Genomic DNA, 24,486 nt, shown 5'->3' with positions numbered 1-24,486 from the left:
TGGTTCAGCTTACCCAAAAAAACAGAAAAATACCGTATAGTTTTCTTTTTTTAGTATCGAACATTCATCATATGCAACCTTATGTCCTTGTTTTATATTACAGCAAATATGGTTCAGTCAAAGAGATGGCACATCTGATTGCCAATGGGGTTGAATCCGCAGGTATTGCAGTGAAGATCAGAACGGTGCCGAATCTTTCTACTGTGGTAAAAGAAGCAGAGGCGAGTATCCCAGCGGAAGGGGATATCTACTGTACGCTAGATGAATTGGCGAACTGTTCTGCTTTGGCAGTGGGTTCGCCAACACGTTTTGGCAATATGGCTGCTGAAATGAAATATTTCTGGGATCAGACCACCAGTCTTTGGCTGAATGGAGCTTTGCATGCTAAGCCGGCATGCGTGTTCACAGCCTCTGGTGCAATGCATGGCGGCCAGGAAAGTACATTACTGAGTATGCTTCCGCCGTTGTTCCACCACGGTATGATGATCATGGGACTAAGTAATGCTGTTCCAGCATTATCAAATACTAAAACGGGTGGTACACCCTACGGCGCCAGCCATGTCAGTGGTGCACGCCATGATCAGGCACTAAGCCAAGATGAAAAGGTACTATGTGAAGCTCAGGGTAAGCGCTTGGCAGAAATAGCTTTAAAGTTAAATCAGGTTTAATAATTCTCAATCAGGACAATAAGTTTCAGATTTTATTGTCCTGATCACTCGATTCCCGAGAATCTTCTTTATTCACTTCCAGTGCCTGAGCAGCTGTTGTCTGAATATTAAAGCGATATTTGCACTTCAGACAACGATAATCCAGAAACAGGTTACGATCTACGGTTACACCAGCTTTTTTACCCAAGAAGTTACCGACCACACCACCAGTAATCCCAACACTAATTGCGCCAACGAAAGTCCCGACTGTTCCGCCGACAATTACACCAAGTGGGCCTGCCACAGTCCCGATCGCAGCACCAATCGACGCACCTGAAGCTGCGCCACCTACAGTTCCCGCCGTTGCGCCTGCAGAGGTCATGAGTAGACCGCCAATTTTTTTCAGATTTTGCTCATGATCACGTTGTTCAATATCTGTTGAGCCACATTTAGGACATTGCATAAGGTATTCCATCAATGAGTGTTATGGGCCGATGTTCAGCCTATTTATGATTTGTCATTTTGCCTAATCAGGTGGATATATGACAGCTCTACAGTATGTCTGTCTTATATTTTGATGTCAGGGACATTTCCTGCCAATTTGATTGTAAAGGAGAATTTGATAAGGCTTTGTATTTGTGCTGTAAATTATTTTATATCGAAATCCATTTTGGAATTCTTTAAGTTTTTAGCTCTCCCATACTCTACAGCTACTAAAAATAATATCTTCAAAGTATCTTTTCTATTTCTTATAAAAAATAATTTACTTGTCACCTTTTTACACTAAATAACATGACCATCATAAATTGAAATTAAGTACTGTTTAGTAGAGGTATTGAGTATCTATATTGAGTATTTTGTTTTTAGATTTTTTAAGAAGTAAAAAAATGTATTTGGAAAATAGTCTTCGTATAATCGGTTAATTATATTTCTTAATAAAGTGATTTATTAAGAGTGATTAAAATATAAACTTTTATAAAATGAAAAATTATTAATAAATGATCGTGAAAATCACCATAAATATTTCCTCGATTAAAGTATTTTTTCTAATTTTATAAATACTTTTAAAATATTATTTTAAATATTTTTTAAAAAATAAATTTATAGTTTGAAAATATTTATAAAATATTTTTTATAAATAATAGAATTAATTAAAAATTCTATTTTAAATTAAAACAATAACTTGAATTTAATTAAAAATAAGAAAGTATGTGAATAATAATTAAATGTAATTTTTAAATTTTTATATGATCTAATTTTTGTCAGATAAATTAAATCTTAATTAAGCAGAAAACTAATAAACATACTAAATCAGAGGATACTAAAGGTATGAAAATATTGGTCATCAATGCGGGTTTATTGTGTTTGTTTTTTTTGAGCAACGCTTATGCTACATCAGATGAGTGGACTCAGCGCTGGAAAGCATCACCTGCACGTTCTAATGAGCATCTGGCACAGGCAAATCTGATTGAACTCAGAGAGTCTGATTATTATGAAAGTTTTGGAAAAGCAAGAACTACCGTATATAACACCTCTTCAAATTCTATCGGCACTGTGAATACTCCAACCAATAATATTACGGTGGAGGGCTCAGATAATGGTGTAAATATTTCCAGTGAATTATTCAATGAAGCTCCAGTGAGTTCTAATTCCAATCGGAATTCACCACGCTGCCCAAATGTGAGTAACCAGCCGGGAGAAACACTATGCTGAATTTCCCGTATGGAAGGTCTTTATCTTCCGCCGGTATCATTTTGATTTTTACTCAATCCTTGACAGGATGTACCGGTCTGGCATCTTCAAATTCAAAGCCGGTAGAACTGGTACAAGGTCCGCCAATTACTGATATTTTTACTCCCTTTGATATGGCCTTATCTTGCTTAAAGGGGCAATTGCGCAATGACATCAGCTTTTCTGTAGGAGCAATTTTAGACCAGACAGGTAAAGACGTCGTAACCAATGGTGGTAGTGGAAAAATGGTGACCCAAGGCGCAGGAGATATGGTGCAATCCGCCTTATTTCAGTCTGGGGTCAGTGTAATGAACCGGCGTGATCCTCGTATTATTGAAAGTGAAGCCAAGTGGGGGATTCGTGATCCAAGACAAATCCAGGCCTCTGATTATTATGTGACGGGCAGTATTAATAGCCTGGATTTTATTCCAGGTGGCGGGTTGGACATGCAGATTGCAGGTGTTGGACCGAATTATAGTCAAACCCGAATTATGGTAGGTTTGGATCTATCTCTGACTGATACACGCAGCAGTAAAGTTGTCGCGAATGTCTCATTACAGAAACAGATTGCTGCACAGGATTATGGTATCAGCGCTGGAAGATTTACCGGCCGTACCTTATTAAATATTCAGATCGGAAAAGGTGAGCGCGAAGCGACGAATTTTGCTTTACGTCAGATGTTGAATCTGGCCACTTTTGAATTACTGAGCCAAGTCGTTCCACCGCCAGTGTTCGAGAAGTGTCGTGCAGAAATTCCACCAGAATTTGGACGTTTAAACTTAACTCGAAGTTCGGTGGCTTTGCATAAATATAAAAAAAATCAGCAACAACATAATCTAGATTCAAGTACCCCGGTTCAGGAATTAACCTCGGACGATATTCAGCAATCTCAAGAGAAAAACAAATCTACCAATACACCGAGTAAAGATACCAAAGCACCAAAAAACAAAGAATCCGAGGTAATCCAAAATCCTGATCCAGAACCTGAAATAAGTAAACAGGATCTCATTAAATATATCAGTAAAAAACACTCTCCAGACTCTTCAGACAAAATGCTAGAGGAAAAAGAGAAGCAGGAAAAAAACAGCAAAGAAAAAGACGAGGAGAAAACATCCATGCTATGGGATGCCAATCCTGAAGTTGTTGAAAACTATTGGTCAAGCACATTGCGTGATTAATAGTTTCACAAGTGGGCTCGCTCCCATTAGTAAAAGAAGTACTTAGCGAGGAGTGCTTCAAAACTAGAAAAGGAAAAACAAAGATGAAAAACACGATCAAAACAATCGCTTTATCCGTCACCTTCCTGTCTGGTGCAGGTATGGCATATGCTCAAAACACAAATGTAGAGGTAGATACCGGTTTACAGGCATCTCTGGATGCAATTTCCCAGCAGGTCGAAAATGGATCTGCCCTGAATCTAGCTGTCAATAGTGCTGATATTAATGCAAGTGTTAATACAGAGGCTTATGCCAATTTAGGATCAGATCTTGGAACAGATACTCAAGATGTGGTCAATTCAGTTGAAAATACAATTGAAACTACAGCAATGGGTGCAGCTAATACAGGTAGTATTGAAATCGCGCAAGGTAGCTTGAGTACAGTGACTTCAAATACACTTAATGAAACCCTAGATTGGGCATATACTGATGTAACTAGTGAAATCAATAACGAAACAATTGGAGAAGATATTTCGGAGAGTACAACGAGTGCGGATATTTCAGATACATTGAGCACAACGCTGGATAGGACTTTTGATGAGGAAGTTAATAAAACTTTAAGCAATTATAGTGTAGCGAATATTGCTTATAATGCTGGAGCAGTTGATGCCTCTGTAAGTGCAATTGCAGAAGGTGTAGATAATAGTGTGGCCAACACCATTACTACTACTGCAATTGGTGCAGTAAATACTGGAAGTATTACTGTCACAGTAGGACAATAATATAACTTGCTTGATTTTCTTACAGGTCTAACTATTGGCAGATAGTTAGGCCTCTTATTTTATATAAAAATTTTTAAAAAATATTGTCTACTTGTCGGAAAGTAAAGCAATTTCTATTAATGATTATTTTTTAATTGAAATTTTTTAGGAAAAAACGAAGCAATAGAAGAATATAGTTGTCTTAAAAATATTTCAATTCAAGAAAACGGATATAAAAAAAGAGCACCTCAGTACTCTTCTTTAATTTAATTCGAGAAATTTTAGTCTTGAACAAATTCAACCGTACCATTTGCTAGTGATTTCACACGCGCTAATGATTCTACGCGATAACCTTTTTCAAGCAGAATGTCACGGCCCGGCTGGAATGATTTTTCAATCACGATACCAATACCCACGACAGATGCTTCTGCTTGGTGAATCAGGTCTGCCAAGCCAAGAGCCGCTTGACCATTTGCAAGAAAGTCATCAATTACCAGTACTTTATCAGCAGCGTTGATGTGCTTTTTAGAAATTGCAATGGTACTTTCAGTTTGCTTGGTGAAAGAAAATACCTTAGAGCGATACAGATCATCTTTCAGAGTTAATGATTGATATTTGCGTGCAAAGATCACTGGAACACCCAGCTCAAGGCCAGCCATTACAGCAGGTGCGATCCCTGATGCTTCAATAGTGATGATTTTAGTGATACCAGCATCTTTAAATAGACGCGCAAATTCCTGACCAATTTGCTGCATCATAACAGGATCGATTTGATGATTTAAGAAAGAATCAACTTTCAAAACTTCTTCAGATAGAACGATACCTTCAGCTAAGATTTTCTGTTCTAGTGCGTGCACGGGAGAATCCTCAAGACCAGATGCTTTTTCAAGCAAAAGCGTATTTTAAAAAGCACCCGGAAAAAATCAAGCGAAAATCGTTAAAAATGCTTAGTTCGTTGGACCTTTATAGCCAGTGAGTAACAAACCATAGGAAGTTTTCTTATCGACATGCGCTACCTTGACTGGTAAATAATCAAGTTTTGGGGCTAACCAGAAGATGGTTTCGCGTCCTGGCTTGTCATGTTTCATTACGACTTTCATGGTGCTAAAGGTGCCGTAATTGGTTTTGATATTTTCTGTACCTTGCTTAACAAATTTACGTGCTTCCAGTTCTTTAGCATCTGCAATGTAATAATTGCTTTTTAAACCAGAAGCTTTTAGGTCTTCACGGATCTGTAACTCGGCATTTAATTCATCCAGGGCACCATCTCTCCAAGCAAATGAACGTGCCTTGTCATCTTTTTTAGTATGAATAGTTTTAGAAGACGGATTGAACTTGATACTCATGGTATTGTTATTAACCAATACCTTACTGCTACGGCTAAAATTGCTAGAATTAATCTTGCCATTATTAAAAGTAAAATGACTGGTTTCTGTCGCAGAAGCAATCGCGGCAGCCTTGGCTGCAAATACATAAGTCCAGTTATTGCCTGACTTAGTTAAGGTTCGTGTTGCCGATCCCATGTTCTTGCCATTATAGCTAAACTGATAAGTCGCCTGGAATGGGCTCATGGCAAAAGCTTGACTGGACATGCCTGTGAATACCAGTGCTGTGGTCAGTCCTGCAGTCATACCAATAGTTTTAATTAAGTGTTGTGCCATAAGTGAATTTTCCTGTATGAAAGGGCAGTCAGTCACTTCTGCCAAGCCTTTATTATCAGACTAAAATGTGGAGGGAGAATGAACTGATAAAATTTGCAGAAGTGTATCATTCATGTCATTTTTTTCATTGTTGTTTCACAACTTAAACACTTTACGAATCTTGTTTTTGCTTGATTGGGGTGACCTGATTTTCACTAAATTCATCTGCATCATCCCAGCTTTCTTCTTTTTCTTGAGACAGCTTTCTGAACAAGGCTGCTAGATTCACATTTCCACTAACGACCAGTTCAGCCTCACGTAATACAGCATGATTGACATGTACTTTAGACAAAGTATCAATCACTGATCGGCTTTTACCGAGCCAGCGGTTAAGATCTAAATGTAATAAGTCATCAACAACTTTAATTACACCCAGCTTTTCCAGAATCATACCGAGAGGATCTTTATTCAAAATGCGCTGATAGAAAAATAGGGCACAACGTACGCCAATTTTATAGAACATATTTGGGTATTTAGCATCAATTACTTGGGTATCGCTAATCTGTTCAAAAACAATCAGCTGACGGTCTTTATTCAGCTCCATCTGTACCAGTTTCAGGTCAACAGACAGAGTAATGACCATGCCATTGTAATCAAGTGTTGCATATAAGCGTAACCAGTCATCATGCAGATCCGCATGCAGATCTTTTAAGGCTTTGACGTTATCAGTCACAAAACGCTGAAAAGTTGCATTCAAAAATACCTGAGAGAGGGGAAACTCGCGTTCATCTTCAATAAACCCTTCCGCCTTCTGATACACCTGGCGAATGCGTCTGGAAATATTGGAAATGATGGTTTGCATATGGAAGCATCCTGGCAACTATATTTTTGATAGCATGTATCTTGTCGAAAAGTATAAAAAATACAAGAGCGTGTGCTTGCAGTTTAGCAAAATAAATTGCACCATTTTTAGTGTTTTGTTTATACAACGTAGAAGATTTGATATAGCTCTCACTATCTACTCAAAGTGAAAGATGTATCAATGTTTGTATATTGAAAAATTTTCTTTGCAAGATATTAAGGATAAAGGCTCCTGGCTGAGCCTGAAAAATGTGACTAGAATGACCCTGATGCCCTTGGTTAAATCATGGTGGAAAGATCCAATTTTTAGCAGTGCTGTAGGGATTGCTGCATTGTTACATATCATGATTTTAATGCTGCAGTTTGGAATGCCATCGGAACAGGATACTTCGACCAAGGAAATTGCAGTCAGCCTGCGAATCAGTAATGACAAAATCGAGCATGCTGATTTTCTTGCCCAGATAGATCAGCAAGGTTCCGGTCAGTTCCGTGAAGCGCATCGTATGTCCAGTGATGCTCCATTGCCGATGCCGGATCAGACAGCTGGAAAAGAAGAAATATTTCAAAACAGCCAAGATATGCTGCAACAAAAACAAGAGTTGAGCTTTGAAGAAAAAGTTCTGATGACAACCCTAAGCTGGCAGAAACAGGCAGAAGAAAATCAGCGCAAGAAACGTCAGGAAGAACTCAACAGCCAGTTTCAAGCCAAAGCTGCTATGGTCGCGAGTCTGGAAGCTCAATATACGCAGCGCCAGAAAAACTTTAGCCGTCAGCAGAAAATTAAAACTGTTGACGGTATCCAAGCCAAGCAGGATGTATCTGCAGCTTATCTGGAAAAATTCCGTCAAAAAGTCGAATTTTATGGGAATCGTTTTTATCCTGAATCTGCCCGTATACAGCGCTTGGCGGGTGACGTCCGCTTAATGGTGATCCTGAATCAAAATGGGGGTATTCGAGCGATTCGATTGTTGGAATCTTCTGGTCATACTGTATTGGATGAAGCTGCTCGAACCTCATTACGTAAGGCTGCGCCGTTTGGTGCTTTTGATGCCAACATGAAAGATATTTCAGAATTACGAATTATCCGAACCTGGCGTTTTGATCCGGCAGAAGCCGAGTTTGAAGTGCGTTAATCTGGCGCTGTTTCATAATGGCGTAATACCTTACAGACATCCACGCTGAAATAGCGATACCAGTTATCTTTACCGAATTGTTGCGCGGCCTGGTGTTCAGCGTCCTGATGCCAGGCATGAATATCCTGCAGGCTGCTCCAGTAGGAAAGTGCAATCTCAGTGATTCCTTCAGTTAAACTTTCAAAATGCTGACAGTGAAACTGGGTCAAGGCCTTTTCCCGCATCTGTTGGGCAGTGGCAAAGTAATCTGTGTCTAACTGCTTAATTTTAGCTTTAAAAATAACGACATATTGCATAGTAACTTCTAATTTTAACTAATTTCTGAAATTATTCTTCCACACGATGATAATAACCGGGCAGAGTAAAACTTGAAGTGCGACATAAACCACCTAATTAATTTAAAGGGTTTATGGAGTATATAAAATTGTCATACCATCATCTTAACTTTGAAGATCGTACTGCATTAATGCTTGAGTCAAGAAAAGAAGGCTTTTCAGCCAGAAAATTTGCTGAACTCATTAAAAGACATCCTAGTACGATCTATCGTGAGCTTAAAAGAAATAGCATCAATGACGTTTATCAAGCTCGATATGCTTCTGATAACACCTTCGCTAGACGTAGACGTGGTCACAGAAAACTCAAAATCGATTCAATCCTCTGGAAATTTATTGTTGAAGCGATCCGTTGTTTATGGTCTCCTCAGCAAATAGCAAAGCGTTTAAAGACATTTCCTGATTTGGATCAAACAATGAATGTAAGCCATACAACGATTTATTCAACGATACGAGCATTACCAAAGGGTGAGTTGAAAAAAGACTTATTATCCTGTCTGCGTCATGAAAATAAAAAGCGAAAAGCTAACGGTGAACCTAAAAAAGATTCTATATTACAGGATATTAAAACTATTCATGAGCGCCCAGCCGAAGTTCAAGAAAGAAAAATACCGGGTCATTGGGAAGCTGATTTAATTAAAGGTAAAGACAATAAAAGTTCGATAGCAACACTTATTGAACGAAATACACGGCTCTGTATCTTGGCAACATTACCTGATGCAAAGGCAGAATCAGTGCGCAAGGCTTTAACTGAAGCTCTGAAATATTTACCTGCAGAACTGCGTAAAACGTTGACCTATGACCGTGGACGCGAGATGTCAGAACATAAAATACTCGAAGAAGATTTAGGCATAGATGTATATTTCTGTGACCCACATTCACCTTGGCAAAAAGGCACATGCGAAAATATGAATGGTTTAATTAGGCAATATTTACCTAAAGGGATTGATTTAAATCAGGCAGATCAGCATTATTTAAATCAAGTTGCCATGTCACTGAATACTCGTCCTAGAAAGGCGTTAGATTGGCTTACACCATTAGAGAAATTTGCTCAGCTTGTTGATTATCATATGGCTTTTGAAACTGTCGCACCTCATGTTTGAATTCGCCCCGTGTTCTCCGGAACTGTTCCAAATCACATTTAAAAATTTGCCTTCAATTTTTAGATGCTTTGGAAAAATCCTCAGATGCTTTTTATATTTACGCTCAGGTTTTAAACCGATGCAGTTGCCATTTTTCCACCATCTACCTTCAGCATATTGATCTAGGGCTCCATAAGTTAGATACCATTTAAATTTACCTTCAGGCAATAACAGCATTTCAGAGCCTGTTTCCATGACGCCATTTAAATAATAATGACCTGTCCAGACTTCATCTGCTTTTTGAAATTGAGTTTCTTTACATAGCGTCTTTGAACTTGCATAAAGCGTTGAAGATAGAAGGGAAGTACCCATGAGTAGCAATACGAGAAGAATCTTTTTCATTTTTATCCTGAACTTTAGCTAATCATCTTTATTGTTATGAGGTGTATTTTATCAGCTTTGGTTGAATTAAATAGCATTGATTTGATTGCTATTTACAGGCATAAAAAAGCGAGCCGAAGCTCACTTTTTATAGTCGGAAAATTTTAGTCTCTTTCCAGATATGGATTTGCAAAACCGAATTTTGCCAGAATCTCGATCTCAATGCCTTCCATCTCTTCTGCATCTTCATCTGAAGTCTCATGATCATAGCCCATCAGGTGCAAGGTGCCATGAACCAGCATATGGGTAAAGTGAGTCAAAGGTGCTTTGCCTTGTTCAACGGCTTCACGCAATACCACTGGGATACAGATGACCAAGTCTCCAATCGGAAAAGCATCCAAAACTTCTGCCATTTCATCCGGAAGATCACTTGGAAAAGACAACACATTGGTGGGTTTGTCCTTTCCGCGATATTCCAGATTCAGTTTGTGGCTTTCATCATTGTCGACACAGGCAATACCAATTTCACAATCACTTTGCGTACCGATATGACGTAAAGCAGTTTCTACAACTTTCTTGATATAGGCACGCTTAATCACGAGTTCAGGTGCCTGAAAATCCTGTTGTAGACTAAGACTAAGTTTCAAAACAAATCCTTAAAAGTAAATATTAATGCTGGGCGTCAGCTGCCGCATCATTTTCAGCGACCAAGGCTTCCTGACGTGCTTTGCGTTCGGCACGTGCTTCGGCAGTTAAACGTTGTTGTTCACTATCCCAGCCCTCATAGGCTTCAACGATTTTCTGAACCAGCTGATGACGTACCACATCACGGGAATGGAAGCGGGTGATATGAATCTCTTTCACATTTTCCAATACACGAAGTGAATGGGCCAAACCAGATTGCTGACCACGTGGCAAGTCGACCTGGGTCACGTCACCGGTAATCACTGCACGAGAGCCAAAGCCCAGGCGGGTCAAAAACATTTTCATCTGTTCAGGTGTCGTGTTCTGTGCTTCGTCCAGAATCACAAAGGAGTGATTCAAGGTACGACCACGCATATAAGCCAGTGGTGCCACTTCAATGATCTGACGTTCAATCAATTTGGCTACTTTTTCGAAACCCAGCATTTCATACAGGGCATCGTAAAGCGGACGTAAGTATGGATCGATTTTTTGTGACAGATCACCCGGCAGGAAGCCAAGTTTTTCACCGGCTTCTACCGCAGGACGTACCAAGAGGATACGCTGAATCTCATTACGTTCCAGCATGTCCACTGCAGCTGCTACCGCCAGATAGGTTTTACCTGTACCGGCAGGACCAATACCGAAAGAAATGTCACTTTGCAGAATGCGTTGTACATAACGTTTCTGGTTGGCACCACGTGGATTGATACGGCCTTTGCGAGTCTGCAGCCAGACATTGTCCAGACCAGTATGTTCCTGATCATGCAGGTTGTCCTGCAATTCACGGTCGGTTTGGCTGCCTTGGATCATCAGGTGCAGGGTATCTGCACTGATCTGACCGCTCTGTTCAGATTCTTCATGAAGTCGCTGTAGGAGCAACTCCGCTCTCTCAACGGCATCGATCTCACCATCAATAAAAAAGCTATCGCCTCGATGGGAAACTTTGACGTCTAAACGTTGTTCAATTTGCTTCAAATGACCGTTATAAGCACCGAGCATGCTCTGTAAACGGTCCATTGAAATTCCAGGAAAAGCTACTGTACGTCGAATCGCTGCTGTCAAAGAGAGTTCCTTATAGAGATGGGTTCTTATATCCCTACATTACGCCACGTCAGGCTCAAGATTCAATAGCTCACCGTAAACTAAATTGAGTGTTTTTATTTCAGTGATTTCAATCTCGGCAAAACGTCCAACCCATGCAGGATCACCGATAAATGTCACATAACGTGTGTTATCTGCGGTGCCTACCAGGACATTTGGATCCTTGTCAGAAACTTTTTCTATGAGAACACGTTGAATGGTGCCAAGCATCGCATCCGTTTTCTCAATACTGGATTGCTTGATCCATTTTTGAACTTTTGCCAGACGTTCTTTTTTCACCTGTTCAGGTGTAGTGTCTTCAAGTTCCGCAGCAGGCGTACCCGGACGTTTTGAATACACAAAGCTGTACGAATGATCAAAGTCCATATCTTTAATAAACTGATATGTTTCTTCGAAGTTGTCGTCGGTTTCACCCGGGAAACCAATAATGAAATCTGAAGATAAGTGCATATCCGGACGGACTTTACGGAGTTTGGCAATTTTCTCGATATAGACATCAATCGTATGGTTACGCTTCATCGCTTGAAGGACGTCATTGGAACCACTTTGTACTGGTAAATGCAGATGTGACACCATTTGTGGCAGGTCACGGTAGCATTGAATCAGGTCATCATTAAATTCGAGTGGATGCGACGTGGTATAACGTAAGCGGCCAATACCTGGAATTTCTGCAACTAAACGTAACAGATCGGCAAAAGTACAGATCTTGCCATCAAAGGTTTCACCACGATAGCCATTTACGTTCTGACCCAATAGTGAAATCTCACGTACGCCTTTTTCTGCCAGACCTGCAATTTCTGCCAGGACATCATCCAGCGGACGTGATACTTCTTCACCGCGGGTATACGGCACCACACAGAAAGAACAGTATTTTGAACAGCCTTCCATAATTGATACAAAGGCTTTATAACCTTCAACACGTGGTTCAGGCAGGAAGTCGAATTTTTCAATATCCGGGAAGGAAATATCAACCAGTTTAATTTTATCTTTCTTTGGCTTTTCTACTTGCTCAAAATGCTGATCCAGCATTTGCGGCAAACGGTGCAGGGTTTGTGGACCAAAAATCATGTCAACATAATTGGCACGTTTCTGAATGTTGTCACCTTCTTGTGAAGCAACACAGCCACCCACACCAATAATCAGATCCGGATTTTTTTCTTTTAGTTTGCGCCAGCGACCCAATTCAGAGAATACTTTTTCTTGTGCTTTTTCACGAATTGAGCAAGTATTCATCAGAAGAATATCTGCTTCTTTAGGGTCAGTGGTTAGCACATAGCCATGTGAGTCGCCCAAAAGGTCGGCCATACGATGACTGTCATACTCATTCATCTGACACCCTTGCGTTTCAATGTACAGTTTTTTGACTGTAGCATCGTGGGCTGGGGTGTGCGCTGGCTGGGTAACAGTGTTTTCTGAGGCAGCTGGGGCACTCTTCGGAATGAAGGTTTGAACCGTCATGAAGGCTCCTAGGGATAATACGTTTAAATTGTGAACGGACGACCTTATTAATCTGCGAATCAGGTCAATTAGAATTCAATTCACAGAATGAATTTTTTGGAAGTCGCATATTTTAGCAGGAAAGTCGCTTAAACTTATAGCCTTTATTGGTGGCCTGAAAATATTGATTTATGGACAGAAAATGTTTGAAAATTAATATTGCTGAATCATAAGGTTACATAAGAGAACAGTAGAGTCGGTCTAGAATTTATAAACTAGCACCGATGTTGAACAAAATTGTCTGGCACGAACTACATGATAGAAGTTAAGTTAATGTTGAAACAGATTATAAGTACACATAAATATTCAAGATTATTCACTGTAGGGATGGCCTGTCTGAGTTCAATGGGCGTTCAAGCTGCCGAAGAACAATTTAATGACGCACTCACTGCGGCAAATGCTGGAAATATTGAATTATTACAACAGTATCGTGCAGCCATGCAAAATGATGCCTTGGGTTACTACCCGGAATACTGGATTCTGAATCAAAATCTTGGCATGCAGCCGGCCAGTCAGATTATTAATTTTGCCCAGCGTTATCCGCAATCTGCCATGGCAGAAAAGCTGGCAGCAGACTATGTTGAAGAAAAAGTAAAGCAGGCCGATTTTTCAGCAGCACAGCCGGTCCTGCAATATGTGACCAATCCAGATCAGGCAGAAAGCTGCGCGATTGCTCAGGTACGTGCCAAAAGTGGTGATCCTCTGGTCTATGCCGAATATAAAGATGTCTGGCTGACCACCAATTCTCAACCGGAATCCTGTGCCGGTTTAGGTCGAATGATGCTGTCCAGTCCCTTATTAACCATTGAAGACCGTCAGCAACGACTCTGGACACAATTGCGTGCCGGTCAGTCTGGACAGGCGATTGCGACCGCCCAGAGTATCGGCCTCAACCTTTCTTTGGCGCAGCTTAATAGCATTCAGGCCAATCCGACAGCCTATTTATGGACGGCACCCAAAGCGACCACTGCTGATCATGCTTATCTGGTGTATGCCATGGGGCGACTGGCGGATAGTGATCTGAATACAGCATTTTCGAGTGTGCGACGTACTGCTGAAGGCACCCCTGAACAGATCCAAAAAGCTTTGTACCGTGTAGTCGGCTATATCGGTGGCACCACGGTGATGAAGAACAACTTTAATCGTGAAGTCCTGAATTATCTGGATCTGAGTTATGGCCTGTCATTTAGTCCGGAAGAAGCAGAAATTTATGCACGTCAGGCGATTCGCTTTAGCGCTTGGGAAAGTCTGATTCGGGCGATTGATGCGATGAGTGTGACCCAGAAACAGGAAGACCGCTGGCAATACTGGCTGGCTCGTGCAAGTGAACAGCGCTCAGACCGAGCATCAAAAAAAGCAGCTGAAGATATTTATCGAAAACTGGCCACTGGTGATGATTATCATAACTTGCTGGCACGTGACCGCTTAGGACAGTTAACCTTAGGTACGCCGAAATCCGCACAGCCTTCTGCTCAGGCCATGCAACGCCTGAATCAGGATATTCATTTCCGCCGTGCTTTTGCCTTGCGTAATATCAATGCTTCAGCTGCGTATGTAAACCGTGAATGGAACTGGGCCGTGCGTCAGGCTTACTTGAAACATGATGATGATCTACTGCTTGCCGCAGCGAAACGTGCGCATGATATGGGCTGGCATGACCGTGCTATTTATGCTGCAGATCGTACAGTGAATAAGCACAACTATGATTACCGTTTCCCAATGCCATATCGAAATTATGTGGTCAGCCATAGCCAGAATGCCAGTGTTGATCCGGCATGGGCTTATGGTTTGATGCGTCAGGAAAGCCGATTTAATACTGTGGCGCGTTCACATGTCGGGGCAGGTGGCTTGATGCAGATCATGCCAGATACGGCCAAACTGGTCGCGCGTCAGATGGGCGAAACCTATAATCCGGCAGCATTAAGCGATATGAATACCAATGTTCGTTATGGCACCTTCTATTTGTCTACGATTCAACGCCAGCTCAGCAACAGTCCTGTTTTAGCAACGGCAGGTTATAATGCCGGACCGAATCGCGCACGCCGTTGGCAGCCAGACTTACAGAATCTAGCAGCAGATCAGTACACGGAAACCATTCCTTTATTAGAAACACGGGATTATGTGAAACATGTCATGACCAATGCGACACATTATGGCATCCTATTGGGCCAGGGAGCACAATCAATCGGGAAACGTATGCAAGCAATTCCGCTACGTAGTACACAATAAAAATTAATGATTTAGGGATAGTGAATTATTCATGAAGTTAATGAATAGTCGTCGAGTATCAGTATGGCTTTCTGCTTGTATAGTCGCAGGAGGGAGTTTTCCTGCGCTTGCGGCACCGACGGGCTATATCATGGATGTGCAGATGGTTCCCGCACTTTGCAGTCTGTATCCTGAATTGGCCAAAAAGCGAAAATGTCTGGAAGGTTATTCCTTGAATATCTCCGGCTTATTTCCTGAAACCAGTCAACAGGATTGCAGCACGCAGACTTCATCCGCACTTCCACCTTTACAAGCCAAGGTGGTTGCTCGTGTCATGCCGGACGAGGCTTCACGGGCACGCTTATGGCAGAGTACTGGAGGGTGTATTCCCATGAGTGCCAGCCAGTATTTTCGGACCATTATTAATTATGCGGATCGTCTGAAAGTACCACAGGAACTGACAGACCAAGAAAACATGGTCATGTCGATTAATACATTGCGTACAAAATTCCTTAAGATTAATCCGCAATTACCCGCCAGCGGCATCCGGTTTAACTGCCAGACCAACCGTAGTGTCAGCCTGCTGACTGCGGTTAAGGTGTGCTATCGCAGCAATGGCCAATATAAGCAATGTCCGAGCAGTATAGTAAATACCTGCCCTCAGAACATTACAATTAAAGGTACATACTAAGCTTTTCAGCCAAATTAATTTATATTTCCTATCAGACTTTTGTTGGAATTCATTCGCTTTTACATGCATCTCCGAAAGGATTGGAGTACAATCTTTGCCGTTTATGATTATTAAGATTAGATAGAACAGCTATTTAATCCGCATTGACTATCCTCTCAATTGGAGATAATTACATGAAGCAACCTGTTCGCGTTGCCGTTACTGGCGCTGCTGGTCAAATTGGTTACAGCCTATTATTCCGTATCGCTAGCGGTGAAATGTTGGGTAAAGACCAACCAGTTATTCTTCAATTATTAGAAATTCCTGTTGAGAAAGCTCAACAAGCGCTTAAAGGCGTGATGATGGAACTTGACGACTGTGCTTTCCCATTATTGGCAGGCATGATCGGTACTGATGATCCTAAAGTTGCATTCAAAGATGCTGACTATGCATTGTTAGTAGGTTCTCGTCCACGTGGTCCTGGTATGGAACGTGCTGACCTTCTTAAGGTAAACGGCGAAATCTTTATCGGTCAAGGTCAAGCACTGAACGAAGTTGCTAGCCGTGACGTTAAAGTGCTTGTTGTGGGTAACCCTGCGAATACAAATGCTTACATCGCAATGAAATCTGCGCCAGATCTTCCAGCGAAAAACTTCACAGCAATGTTACGTCTTGACCACAACCGTGCGTTGACTCAACTTGCGCAAAAAGCGGGTGTTGCAGTTTCTGACATCGAAAACATGACTGTTTGGGGTAATCACTCTCCAACGATGTATGCTGACTACCGTTTTGCAAACGTAAACGGCGAAAGCTTGAAAGACAAAATCAACGATGCTGCATGGAACAAAGACGTATTCCTTCCAACAGTTGGTAAACGTGGTGCTGCGATCATTGAAGCACGTGGTCTGTCTTCTGCTGCTTCTGCTGCAAACGCTGCAATCGATCATATGCGCGATTGGGCTCTTGGCACTAACGGCAAATGGGTAACGATGGGTATTCCTTCTGACGGTTCTTATGGTATCCCTGAAGGCGTAATGTTCGGTTTCCCTGTAACGACTGAAAACGGTGAATACAAAATCGTTCAAGGTCTTGAAATCGACGAATTCAGCCGTGAACGTATCAATGTTACATTGAACGAACTTGAAGAAGAGCGCGCAGCAGTGGCTGACATGCTTAACTAATTTAGTCTTTTAAGATTAAATAAAAAAAGCACTCCAAATGGAGTGCTTTTTTATTTCAGAATATCCTAAAAACAAAAAATAACATCCTGTCAAAGAGCGACAACTGAACTTTCTATATAAGTCGTTTAATTTGTAAGCAGAGTCATCAATAAAAGAGGAGGTACTGAGATGTTAGAGCAGCGACCTACCATGGAAGTTTTTTTTGAGCAACTCGGCTTGGATTCAAGCCCTGAAGCAATCGATGAATTTATCAGAACCCATCAGATCGGGATGGATGTGCCATTACATAAAGCACCTTTTTGGACCAAGAACCAACATGACTTTCTAATTGGGCATTGGAAGCAAGATGATGATTGGGCCATTTTTGTCGATGTACTGAATGAACAATTGCATATAGAAGCAGAGGGTTCAGGTACTTGTGATCTGCCGACCTCCTCACATCCTTGAACGTTAAAAAACTAGCAGCAAATTATTTTTTATTTCTATTACGGAGCAATCAAATGGTATTGGAACAGCAACCTACTTTAGAATTATTATTTGAACAACTCGGCCTGCCAGCAGATGAAAGGTCGATTGATGAATTTACCCGTACCCATCAGCTTCCATCTGAAGTTATTCTGCCAGATGCGGAATTTTGGAGTGAGGGGCAGAGTGCATTTCTTCGTGAACATTGGCATCAAGATGATGAATGGATTGTAATTATTGATAAGCTCAATCAATTACTGCATGTAGAGAGTGACAAGCAAAGCGCTTAGTCCACTTTTATACAAAAAGATACAAACAAACCTAGTCACAGGACTAGGTTTTTTTTGTCTTATCTTATAAGTTAGTTCTATAAAGAATTACAAATTAACTGATATAAGGAGGGCGAGATGCTCGGAACAATGCAACCATCCTTACCCCTATTATTTTCGCAACTTGGTTTGCCGAATAGTCCTGCTGCCATTGAGCTATATGTACGTACTCATCAGTTACCTAAGGAAATCTCATTGCATGATGCGCATTTCTGGAATAAAGCACAGCGTTCATTGTTAATTAGTCATTTGGTACAAGACGATGACTGGGCAATTTGGGTTGATGAACTGAATCAACAGTTACACTTAGATGCCGATCGCCGTCGACTGGCTTAAGAAGATAAAACTAGTTATAAAAAATGCCTCATTCATGAGGCATTTTTTATGAGAATAATTTCGCAGTTTTAATGCATCCGGCTGTGTAGAATTTGAATAAACCAGTCCTGTTGACGGTATTCTTCAAATGCTGGATGTTGATCTACCAGTTCCAGATCAAAATTGTTCAATTTACTGTATTTATTTAACCAGTGACGGGTCATAGCCGGTTCTTTTTTGCTTGCTGAGGCATATGCCAGGAAGAAATAGATATCCGCATGCTCATAACGGGTCATCGGTTTTAAAATCTGCTGGGTAATCAGTGCATAGCGATTTTCTTTAGTCAGTTCAAAATAGATCATGTAGGCTTTAGCCAAATGCAATGACAGATTGATATAAAGATCGAGTGGCATTTCTTCAAACTCGATTCGACCTTGTTCCAGCAGAACAATCGCTTCTTGCAGAAAATGCACCTGTTCCTGACGTAACTGGCTGATCGCTACCAGTTGCAGGCGAAGGTCAGCCCGTTCAAGCGCCAGCTCAGGGGTATTGCCATTTAAAAATAGCTGATCTGTTTCACCAATGCGTGCAATGATCTCTTTGGTGGTTGGTCGCATGAACGCAGTCCTCGTGTCTTAATGATTGCTATATGAGGATGATTGTCTGCTTTTAAAGGCTAGATTAAAGAGGTATCTGAGCGTAACCACGCGGTAATGGATAAACGTTGATGTTTGGCTACTAATACTTCGTGCAATAAATCACTTTGGAAGAATGCTAAACGGTTGGGCTTAGGTGAAATCGTATGCCACTGTCCATTTTTATCTTGTAAATGTAGTTTACCCCCCCAGTCATCTTGCCATTCTTCATGCAGATAATATACCGAGGAAATCATGCGGCCATTCTTACCTTGCGGGTTGTCGCGGTGAAGAGCATAGAATTCACCTGCGTTATAGCAGGCAAAATGCGCTTCGACATCTTTAATACCCAAATAAAATGCGCGGTTTAAAACTTGAGAAAATTGTTGCAGGGTTTCGGTATGTTGGTGAGAGATTTGAAATTTAGGTTGTAACCAAAGAATATGATCACTGCGGATGTTGCTTACTACGCCATTTTGAATCGCGGCATCACGAAATTCGTTTAAGTGACTTAGGCATTCTTGACTGACCGCATGTTGATATTCAATTGAATAAGCACCGTCAACAACACTAAAGCCATGTTGATCTAAATCATCTAAGATTTGATCAACATTCCAATCCCCTGGGATGACAACTGCTTCCATTTTTCAATTCTCGAGCGTGTGGTAAAAAGGTTTGCTATTTTAGAGCAATAATCGTTTCTGAACGAATCAGTTTTTCATGTTAAAATAGCTATTGATCTTAGGAATAATTGAAACATGAATTATCGTCACCACTTCCATGCAGGCAACTTTGCCGATGTCATGAAGCACGTGTTATTGCTTCAGATTTTGTCTCGCCTTAATAATAAAGACAAGCCATATCGTTATATTGATACGCATGGCGGCGCAGGTAAATATGACTTGTCGACTTCAGAAGCGCAGAAGTCTGGTGAGTTCTTAAACGGTATTCATCGCCTGATTAAACTGGATGATTCAATTAAGCGCAATGCCCCTGAAGGCATACAGCAATATTTAAAAATTGTTGAAAAAATGCGTGAAAATTTTGGTAAAGGCGCGTATCCGGGTTCCCCGTGGTTTGCCCTTGAAGGCATGCGTGAAATCGACAAAGCCACCATTTTTGAAATGCAGCGTGATGTCTTCCAGCAGCTTGATCAGAATATTTTTGACAAGCGTGCTGGTCTGCATGAGCGTGATGCTTATGAAGGTTTGCTCGCAGTCATTCCACCGAAAGAAAAACGCGGTCTGGTAATGATCGACCCGCCGTATGAGCTGGAACGTAAAGATTTCCCTCAGTTAGTCGAGTTGATTGCAGCAGCTTATAAAAAATGGCCGACAGGTGTATTTGCTGTTTGGTATCCAATTAAAGACCGTGCCATGATTGAGCGTTTCGAGAAAAAAATGTTCAAGACTGGTATTCGCCGTCAGCTGATCTGTGAAATATGTGTATGGCCAGACGACACTCCTGTTGGTTTAAATGGTTGTGGTCTGTTGGTGATTAACCCACCTTGGAAGTTCTCTGAAGATGCTGATGAAGCACTTCAATGGTTATTCCCGCATTTACGTATGCAGGAAACTGGTGGTCACGCCGCAGTTCGCTGGTTAGTAGGCGAATAATTTTTTAAAGATCAGGTCATAGCTAGGATCGACAAGAATGACAAATATAAGCAAACCGGAACGTGACTCTTCCACCGAAGCGCCTTTTGATGGCATCACCTTTGAGGTGGAAGAAGAAGAGCATACTCACGAAGGGCAAAAAATTAAGCGTCGAGGCATCTATCTATGGCCGAACCTGATTACAACCGCAGCGTTGTTAGCAGGTTTTTACTCGATTATTGCCAGTATGAATGGCAATTTTCAGCAAGCCATTTATGCGATTTTTATTGCAGCATTACTCGATGGCCTGGATGGACGTGTTGCACGTGCCATTGGGGCGCAAAGTCCATTCGGTGAACAGTTTGATTCGCTATCGGATATGCTGGCCTTTGGTGTAGCACCTGCTATCTTGATGTACAGCTGGGGCTTAAGTGAGTTGGGCCGGATCGGTCTGGCGGCATGTTTTGTTTATACCGCTTGTGCGGCTTTCCGTCTGGCACGTTTCAATGTGCAGATCGGTGTGGTTGATAAGCGCTACTTCATTGGCGTCGCGAGTCCACTTGCTGCCGTAATGATTATTTCGCTGGTCTGGGTCGGTTTAGATTTCCCGGAAATTTTCGATATTAAAGATTCAGTGGTTCAGATCATCAATGCCGTTGCGATTGTGATTACCGGTTTGCTGATGATCTCTAATATCAAATACTATTCTTTTAAAACGGTAGAGCGTAAGCGGGTTCCATTTTTTGTCTTGCCAATTGCCGTATTTATCTTTGCAGCGATGACTTACAACATTCCGGTCGGGATTCTGGTTATCTCTGTAATTTATGCTTTGTCTGGTTTTGTTACGACTTTTATGGCGAAACGACAAGTGAGCTAGTATGCAGGAGAGTCTGATATGGCGTTTCTTCAGGATTTATTGGATCGTTCGAAACAGCTGAATCAGACTCCTGCTGCCCAGGCCGATCTGGCCTGTCATGGTCCAAATAAAAAATATAAATATATTCACCATCGTTTTGTTATTCCCAATCTGCCTGCGCCACTGCATTATTTCAATTTTTTTAGCATGATCGGTCAGCCGAATGTGCCGATGCTATGTAATCCCGATGCCATTCATACGGATGCCTTGGATACAGCAACGGTAATCTGTAGTACCAGTCCGCACATGGTCGGTCAGTTGAATCATTATTCCATCCAAAATGAGTGTCGTTTTGAAAGCTGTAACTTTAATTTTCATACACGTGAGCAATTGAGCAGTATATTTCCGGAATTTCATTTCACCCGCCAGGATGACGAGCTCAGTGTTGATTTGAAAATTAGAGCTATCGAGTTGATTACCCACTTTACCCAGCTTCGATTTTCTTTGGCTGATTATTGGTCGATTCCATGCTGGTGTGAAGGTGTCATTCAGTATAAAGATCAACAATACCAAATCGAAAGTCTGGGCAGCTTTGAATATGCTCGTAGTTTCAAGTTTCCCTATTTGCCATTTGCTTTCTTGACTTATCAGATGATTAACCTGAGTCAAAACCGACAGATTATTTTGGTTCAGGTACGAGATAGCTTTAATAAGATTATTCAGTCACGCATTTACTATAAAGATTTGGAAAGCCAGCAGACCCAAATGCTGGATGAAAAGGTAATTTTTAAAGTGCATCGGGTCTATCCAAGTGTGACCACACCAAATGGCCAGAAAATGTATTTACCACGTGAATTCGAATGGCACTGTGAAAATAAAGATGGAATTCAGATTTCAATTCAAGGACAAAGTCGAGGTGATTTTAAATTTGGTCTTGGGGCAGGCTATGTAGGGAGTTTTAGCTATCAGGTAAAGATCAATGATCAGGAAGAAAATGAGGAAGGGGGCTATATTGAATACATCGATTGTCGAGCTTTACGCTTTCAGGAACTCAGCAAAGAAGAAAAAATATTAAGTAACGTGCCCGATTCTGTACCATTTTTAGTCAAAAGATAGAGAAAAAGCTGATTTCTGTAGAATAAATAAACAGACGGTGGTTTTTGTTGAAAAAGGGGGTTGCAAGCCTCCTGAAATACTGTAGAATGCACATCCATCGGCGGTGATGAAGATTAAAACTTCTGATAAAACAGTAACTTAGTTAAGATTGGTTGAGTTAGGTTTTATTTGATAAGTTTAAAAATAATCTGATTTACTGGTTGACTTTCTAGAGATAGAGAGTAATATAGCCGACCTAGCTTGCTGCTGACGAAGTAGCAAGAAGATCATTAAGAGATTATGAAGAACAACTTGTGTGGATTTTTACTGGTTGATTGATCGAAATTATTTTCATTGATTGAATGGTAGAAATTACTCGAAGTTTATTTGAGAAATGAATGTCAGAAAATTGATGAGCCAGATTTGGTGTTTTGAATAAAGCACTATTGATTTTAAACTGAAGAGTTTGATCATGGCTCAGATTGAACGCTGGCGGCAGGCTTAACACATGCAAGTCGAGCGGGGAAGGTTGCTTCGGTAACTGACCTAGCGGCGGACGGGTGAGTAATGCTTAGGAATCTGCCTATTAGTGGGGGACAACGTTCCGAAAGGAATGCTAATACCGCATACGTCCTACGGGGGAAAGCAGGGGATCTTCGGACCTTGCGCTAATAGATGAGCCTAAGTCGGATTAGCTAGTTGGTGGGGTAAAGGCCTACCAAGGCGACGATCTGTAGCGGGTCTGAGAGGATGATCCGCCACACTGGGACTGAGACACGGCCCAGACTCCTACGGGAGGCAGCAGTGGGGAATATTGGACAATGGGCGGAAGCCTGATCCAGCCATGCCGCGTGTGTGAAGAAGGCCTTTTGGTTGTAAAGCACTTTAAGCGAGGAGGAGGCTCCTTTAGTTAATACCTAAAGTGAGTGGACGTTACTCGCAGAATAAGCACCGGCTAACTCTGTGCCAGCAGCCGCGGTAATACAGAGGGTGCGAGCGTTAATCGGATTTACTGGGCGTAAAGCGTGCGTAGGCGGCTTTTTAAGTCGGATGTGAAATCCCTGAGCTTAACTTAGGAATTGCATTCGATACTGGAAAGCTAGAGTATGGGAGAGGATGGTAGAATTCCAGGTGTAGCGGTGAAATGCGTAGAGATCTGGAGGAATACCGATGGCGAAGGCAGCCATCTGGCCTAATACTGACGCTGAGGTACGAAAGCATGGGGAGCAAACAGGATTAGATACCCTGGTAGTCCATGCCGTAAACGATGTCTACTAGCCGTTGGGGCCTTTGAGGCTTTAGTGGCGCAGCTAACGCGATAAGTAGACCGCCTGGGGAGTACGGTCGCAAGACTAAAACTCAAATGAATTGACGGGGGCCCGCACAAGCGGTGGAGCATGTGGTTTAATTCGATGCAACGCGAAGAACCTTACCTGGCCTTGACATACTAAGAACTTTCCAGAGATGGATTGGTGCCTTCGGGAACTTAGATACAGGTGCTGCATGGCTGTCGTCAGCTCGTGTCGTGAGATGTTGGGTTAAGTCCCGCAACGAGCGCAACCCTTTTCCTTATTTGCCATCGGGTTATGCCGGGAACTTTAAGGATACTGCCAGTGACAAACTGGAGGAAGGCGGGGACGACGTCAAGTCATCATGGCCCTTACGGCCAGGGCTACACACGTGCTACAATGGTCGGTACAAAGGGTTGCTACCTCGCGAGAGGATGCTAATCTCAAAAAGCCGATCGTAGTCCGGATCGCAGTCTGCAACTCGACTGCGTGAAGTCGGAATCGCTAGTAATCGCGGATCAGAATGCCGCGGTGAATACGTTCCCGGGCCTTGTACACACCGCCCGTCACACCATGGGAGTTTGTTGCACCAGAAGTAGGTAGTCTAACCGCAAGGAGGACGCTTACCACGGTGTGGCCGATGACTGGGGTGAAGTCGTAACAAGGTAGCCGTAGGGGAACCTGCGGCTGGATCACCTCCTTAACGAAAGATTGATGATTGGTAAGAATCCACAACAAGTTGTTCTTCATGACGATGTATCTGAGGGTCTGTAGCTCAGTTGGTTAGAGCACACGCTTGATAAGCGTGGGGTCACAAGTTCAAGTCTTGTCAGACCCACCA

General features: G+C 41.9%; 26 protein-coding genes, 1 tRNA gene and 1 rRNA gene. 17 read left to right on the top strand and 11 right to left on the bottom strand.

Going from position 1 to position 24,486, the window contains the following annotated elements; all coding sequences use genetic code 11:
* Window positions 1–71: 71 nt before the first annotated feature.
* Window positions 72–668, top strand: coding sequence for an NAD(P)H:quinone oxidoreductase (gene wrbA / locus F955_RS13945; RefSeq protein ID WP_004896093.1), 597 nt, complete (start codon window positions 72–74; stop codon window positions 666–668).
* Window positions 669–693: 25 nt separating this feature from the next.
* Here wrbA and F955_RS13940 read toward each other — a convergent pair whose 3' ends face one another.
* On the bottom strand, window positions 694–1,122 hold the full coding sequence (locus F955_RS13940) for a hypothetical protein (protein ID WP_167539045.1): 429 nt from the start codon (window positions 1,120–1,122) through the stop codon (window positions 694–696).
* An 854-nt stretch (window positions 1,123–1,976) separates the two neighbouring features.
* On the opposite strand from F955_RS13940, the gene F955_RS13935 reads away from it, so the two are divergent.
* From F955_RS13935 to F955_RS13925, 3 genes are all read left to right on the top strand, one after another.
* A complete protein-coding gene (locus F955_RS13935; RefSeq protein ID WP_004809738.1) occupies window positions 1,977–2,360 on the top strand; it encodes a hypothetical protein in 384 nt (127 codons plus the stop codon).
* Entirely contained in the window at window positions 2,354–3,556 is a 1,203-nt protein-coding gene (locus F955_RS13930; protein ID WP_004896089.1) for a CsgG/HfaB family protein, read from the top strand. Before F955_RS13935 ends, F955_RS13930 begins: the two co-directional genes overlap by 7 nt.
* 83 nt (window positions 3,557–3,639) lie before the next feature.
* On the top strand, window positions 3,640–4,317 hold the full coding sequence (locus tag F955_RS13925) for a hypothetical protein (RefSeq protein WP_004896088.1): 678 nt from the start codon (window positions 3,640–3,642) through the stop codon (window positions 4,315–4,317).
* Window positions 4,318–4,577: 260 nt separating this feature from the next.
* Here F955_RS13925 and F955_RS13920 read toward each other — a convergent pair whose 3' ends face one another.
* From F955_RS13920 to F955_RS13910, 3 genes are all read right to left on the bottom strand, one after another.
* Window positions 4,578–5,153, bottom strand: a complete 576-nt coding sequence (locus F955_RS13920) for a xanthine phosphoribosyltransferase (RefSeq protein WP_004809732.1) — start codon at window positions 5,151–5,153, stop codon at window positions 4,578–4,580.
* Between the two features lie 90 nt (window positions 5,154–5,243).
* Window positions 5,244–5,957, bottom strand: coding sequence for a DUF3108 domain-containing protein (locus F955_RS13915; protein ID WP_004809730.1), 714 nt, complete (start codon window positions 5,955–5,957; stop codon window positions 5,244–5,246).
* 151 nt (window positions 5,958–6,108) lie between these two features.
* Complete coding sequence (locus F955_RS13910) at window positions 6,109–6,798, bottom strand: hypothetical protein (protein ID WP_004896084.1); 690 nt, start codon at window positions 6,796–6,798, stop codon at window positions 6,109–6,111.
* A 268-nt stretch (window positions 6,799–7,066) separates the two neighbouring features.
* On the opposite strand from F955_RS13910, the gene F955_RS13905 reads away from it, so the two are divergent.
* Window positions 7,067–7,930, top strand: a complete 864-nt coding sequence (locus F955_RS13905; RefSeq protein ID WP_212749370.1) for an energy transducer TonB — start codon at window positions 7,067–7,069, stop codon at window positions 7,928–7,930.
* On the opposite strand, the gene F955_RS13900 is transcribed toward F955_RS13905, so the two are convergent.
* Entirely contained in the window at window positions 7,927–8,226 is a 300-nt protein-coding gene (locus tag F955_RS13900) for an antibiotic biosynthesis monooxygenase family protein (protein WP_004896079.1), read from the bottom strand. The genes F955_RS13905 and F955_RS13900 overlap by 4 nt on opposite strands.
* A 113-nt stretch (window positions 8,227–8,339) precedes the next feature.
* Here F955_RS13900 and F955_RS13895 point away from each other — a divergent pair, with 113 nt between their 5' ends.
* Complete coding sequence (locus F955_RS13895; protein WP_004994718.1) at window positions 8,340–9,365, top strand: IS30-like element ISAba125 family transposase; 1,026 nt, start codon at window positions 8,340–8,342, stop codon at window positions 9,363–9,365.
* Here F955_RS13895 and F955_RS13890 read toward each other — a convergent pair.
* The 4 genes from F955_RS13890 to miaB form a co-directional block, all read right to left on the bottom strand.
* A complete protein-coding gene (locus F955_RS13890) occupies window positions 9,300–9,746 on the bottom strand; it encodes a hypothetical protein (RefSeq protein ID WP_004896077.1) in 447 nt (148 codons plus the stop codon). The two genes, F955_RS13895 and F955_RS13890, sit on opposite strands and share 66 nt — an antisense overlap.
* A gap of 143 nt (window positions 9,747–9,889) precedes the next feature.
* The gene (gene ybeY / locus F955_RS13885; RefSeq protein ID WP_004809720.1) at window positions 9,890–10,372 is read right to left on the bottom strand and encodes an rRNA maturation RNase YbeY; all 483 of its coding nucleotides are present in this window, start codon (window positions 10,370–10,372) and stop codon (window positions 9,890–9,892) included.
* Between the two features lie 22 nt (window positions 10,373–10,394).
* Entirely contained in the window at window positions 10,395–11,471 is a 1,077-nt protein-coding gene (locus F955_RS13880) for a PhoH family protein (protein ID WP_004896076.1), read from the bottom strand.
* 39 nt (window positions 11,472–11,510) lie between these two features.
* Window positions 11,511–12,968, bottom strand: a complete 1,458-nt coding sequence (gene miaB, locus F955_RS13875; RefSeq protein WP_004809718.1) for a tRNA (N6-isopentenyl adenosine(37)-C2)-methylthiotransferase MiaB — start codon at window positions 12,966–12,968, stop codon at window positions 11,511–11,513.
* Between the two features lie 366 nt (window positions 12,969–13,334).
* Between miaB and F955_RS13870 the strand changes: the two genes are divergently transcribed.
* The 6 genes from F955_RS13870 (at window position 13,335) to F955_RS13845 (ending at window position 18,196) form a co-directional block, all read left to right on the top strand.
* A complete protein-coding gene (locus tag F955_RS13870; protein WP_228127701.1) occupies window positions 13,335–15,236 on the top strand; it encodes a lytic transglycosylase domain-containing protein in 1,902 nt (633 codons plus the stop codon).
* Window positions 15,237–15,267: 31 nt separating this feature from the next.
* Window positions 15,268–15,906 (top strand): ribonuclease T2 family protein, encoded by a 639-nt coding sequence (locus F955_RS13865; RefSeq protein ID WP_004896072.1) that lies wholly within the window; start codon window positions 15,268–15,270, stop codon window positions 15,904–15,906.
* Window positions 15,907–16,079: 173 nt separating this feature from the next.
* Window positions 16,080–17,066: a malate dehydrogenase gene (locus F955_RS13860; protein ID WP_004809714.1), complete on the top strand. Its 987-nt coding sequence runs from the start codon at window positions 16,080–16,082 to the stop codon at window positions 17,064–17,066.
* A 168-nt stretch (window positions 17,067–17,234) separates the two neighbouring features.
* Window positions 17,235–17,513 (top strand): DUF2789 family protein, encoded by a 279-nt coding sequence (locus tag F955_RS13855; RefSeq protein ID WP_004809710.1) that lies wholly within the window; start codon window positions 17,235–17,237, stop codon window positions 17,511–17,513.
* Window positions 17,514–17,566: 53 nt separating this feature from the next.
* Window positions 17,567–17,821 carry a DUF2789 family protein gene (locus F955_RS13850; RefSeq protein ID WP_004809708.1) on the top strand — a complete coding sequence of 85 codons (255 nt, stop codon included), beginning with the start codon at window positions 17,567–17,569 and terminating at the stop codon, window positions 17,819–17,821.
* Window positions 17,822–17,938: 117 nt separating this feature from the next.
* On the top strand, window positions 17,939–18,196 hold the full coding sequence (locus tag F955_RS13845; protein ID WP_004809704.1) for a DUF2789 family protein: 258 nt from the start codon (window positions 17,939–17,941) through the stop codon (window positions 18,194–18,196).
* Between the two features lie 68 nt (window positions 18,197–18,264).
* On the opposite strand, the gene F955_RS13840 is transcribed toward F955_RS13845, so the two are convergent.
* Together F955_RS13840 and F955_RS13835 are read right to left on the bottom strand one after the other, a co-directional pair.
* Window positions 18,265–18,792, bottom strand: a complete 528-nt coding sequence (locus tag F955_RS13840) for a hypothetical protein (protein ID WP_004896069.1) — start codon at window positions 18,790–18,792, stop codon at window positions 18,265–18,267.
* A gap of 59 nt (window positions 18,793–18,851) precedes the next feature.
* A complete protein-coding gene (locus F955_RS13835) occupies window positions 18,852–19,454 on the bottom strand; it encodes a 2OG-Fe(II) oxygenase (protein WP_004896067.1) in 603 nt (200 codons plus the stop codon).
* 114 nt (window positions 19,455–19,568) lie between these two features.
* On the opposite strand from F955_RS13835, the gene F955_RS13830 reads away from it, so the two are divergent.
* The 5 genes from F955_RS13830 to F955_RS13810 all read left to right on the top strand — a co-directional run bounded on the left by F955_RS13830 (window position 19,569) and on the right by F955_RS13810 (window position 24,486).
* Complete coding sequence (locus F955_RS13830; RefSeq protein WP_004896065.1) at window positions 19,569–20,426, top strand: 23S rRNA (adenine(2030)-N(6))-methyltransferase RlmJ; 858 nt, start codon at window positions 19,569–19,571, stop codon at window positions 20,424–20,426.
* A gap of 37 nt (window positions 20,427–20,463) precedes the next feature.
* Window positions 20,464–21,282, top strand: coding sequence for a CDP-diacylglycerol--serine O-phosphatidyltransferase (gene pssA / locus F955_RS13825; protein ID WP_004896063.1), 819 nt, complete (start codon window positions 20,464–20,466; stop codon window positions 21,280–21,282).
* 18 nt (window positions 21,283–21,300) lie between these two features.
* The gene (locus F955_RS13820; protein ID WP_004896061.1) at window positions 21,301–22,377 is read left to right on the top strand and encodes a DUF6670 family protein; all 1,077 of its coding nucleotides are present in this window, start codon (window positions 21,301–21,303) and stop codon (window positions 22,375–22,377) included.
* 433 nt (window positions 22,378–22,810) lie between these two features.
* Window positions 22,811–24,348, top strand: a 16S ribosomal RNA gene (locus F955_RS13815).
* A 61-nt stretch (window positions 24,349–24,409) separates the two neighbouring features.
* Window positions 24,410–24,486, top strand: a tRNA-Ile gene (locus tag F955_RS13810).

Source organism: Acinetobacter schindleri CIP 107287 (assembly GCF_000368625.1).
GTDB lineage: Bacteria > Pseudomonadota > Gammaproteobacteria > Pseudomonadales > Moraxellaceae > Acinetobacter > Acinetobacter schindleri.
This window is presented reverse-complemented; position numbering and strand designations above follow the sequence as displayed.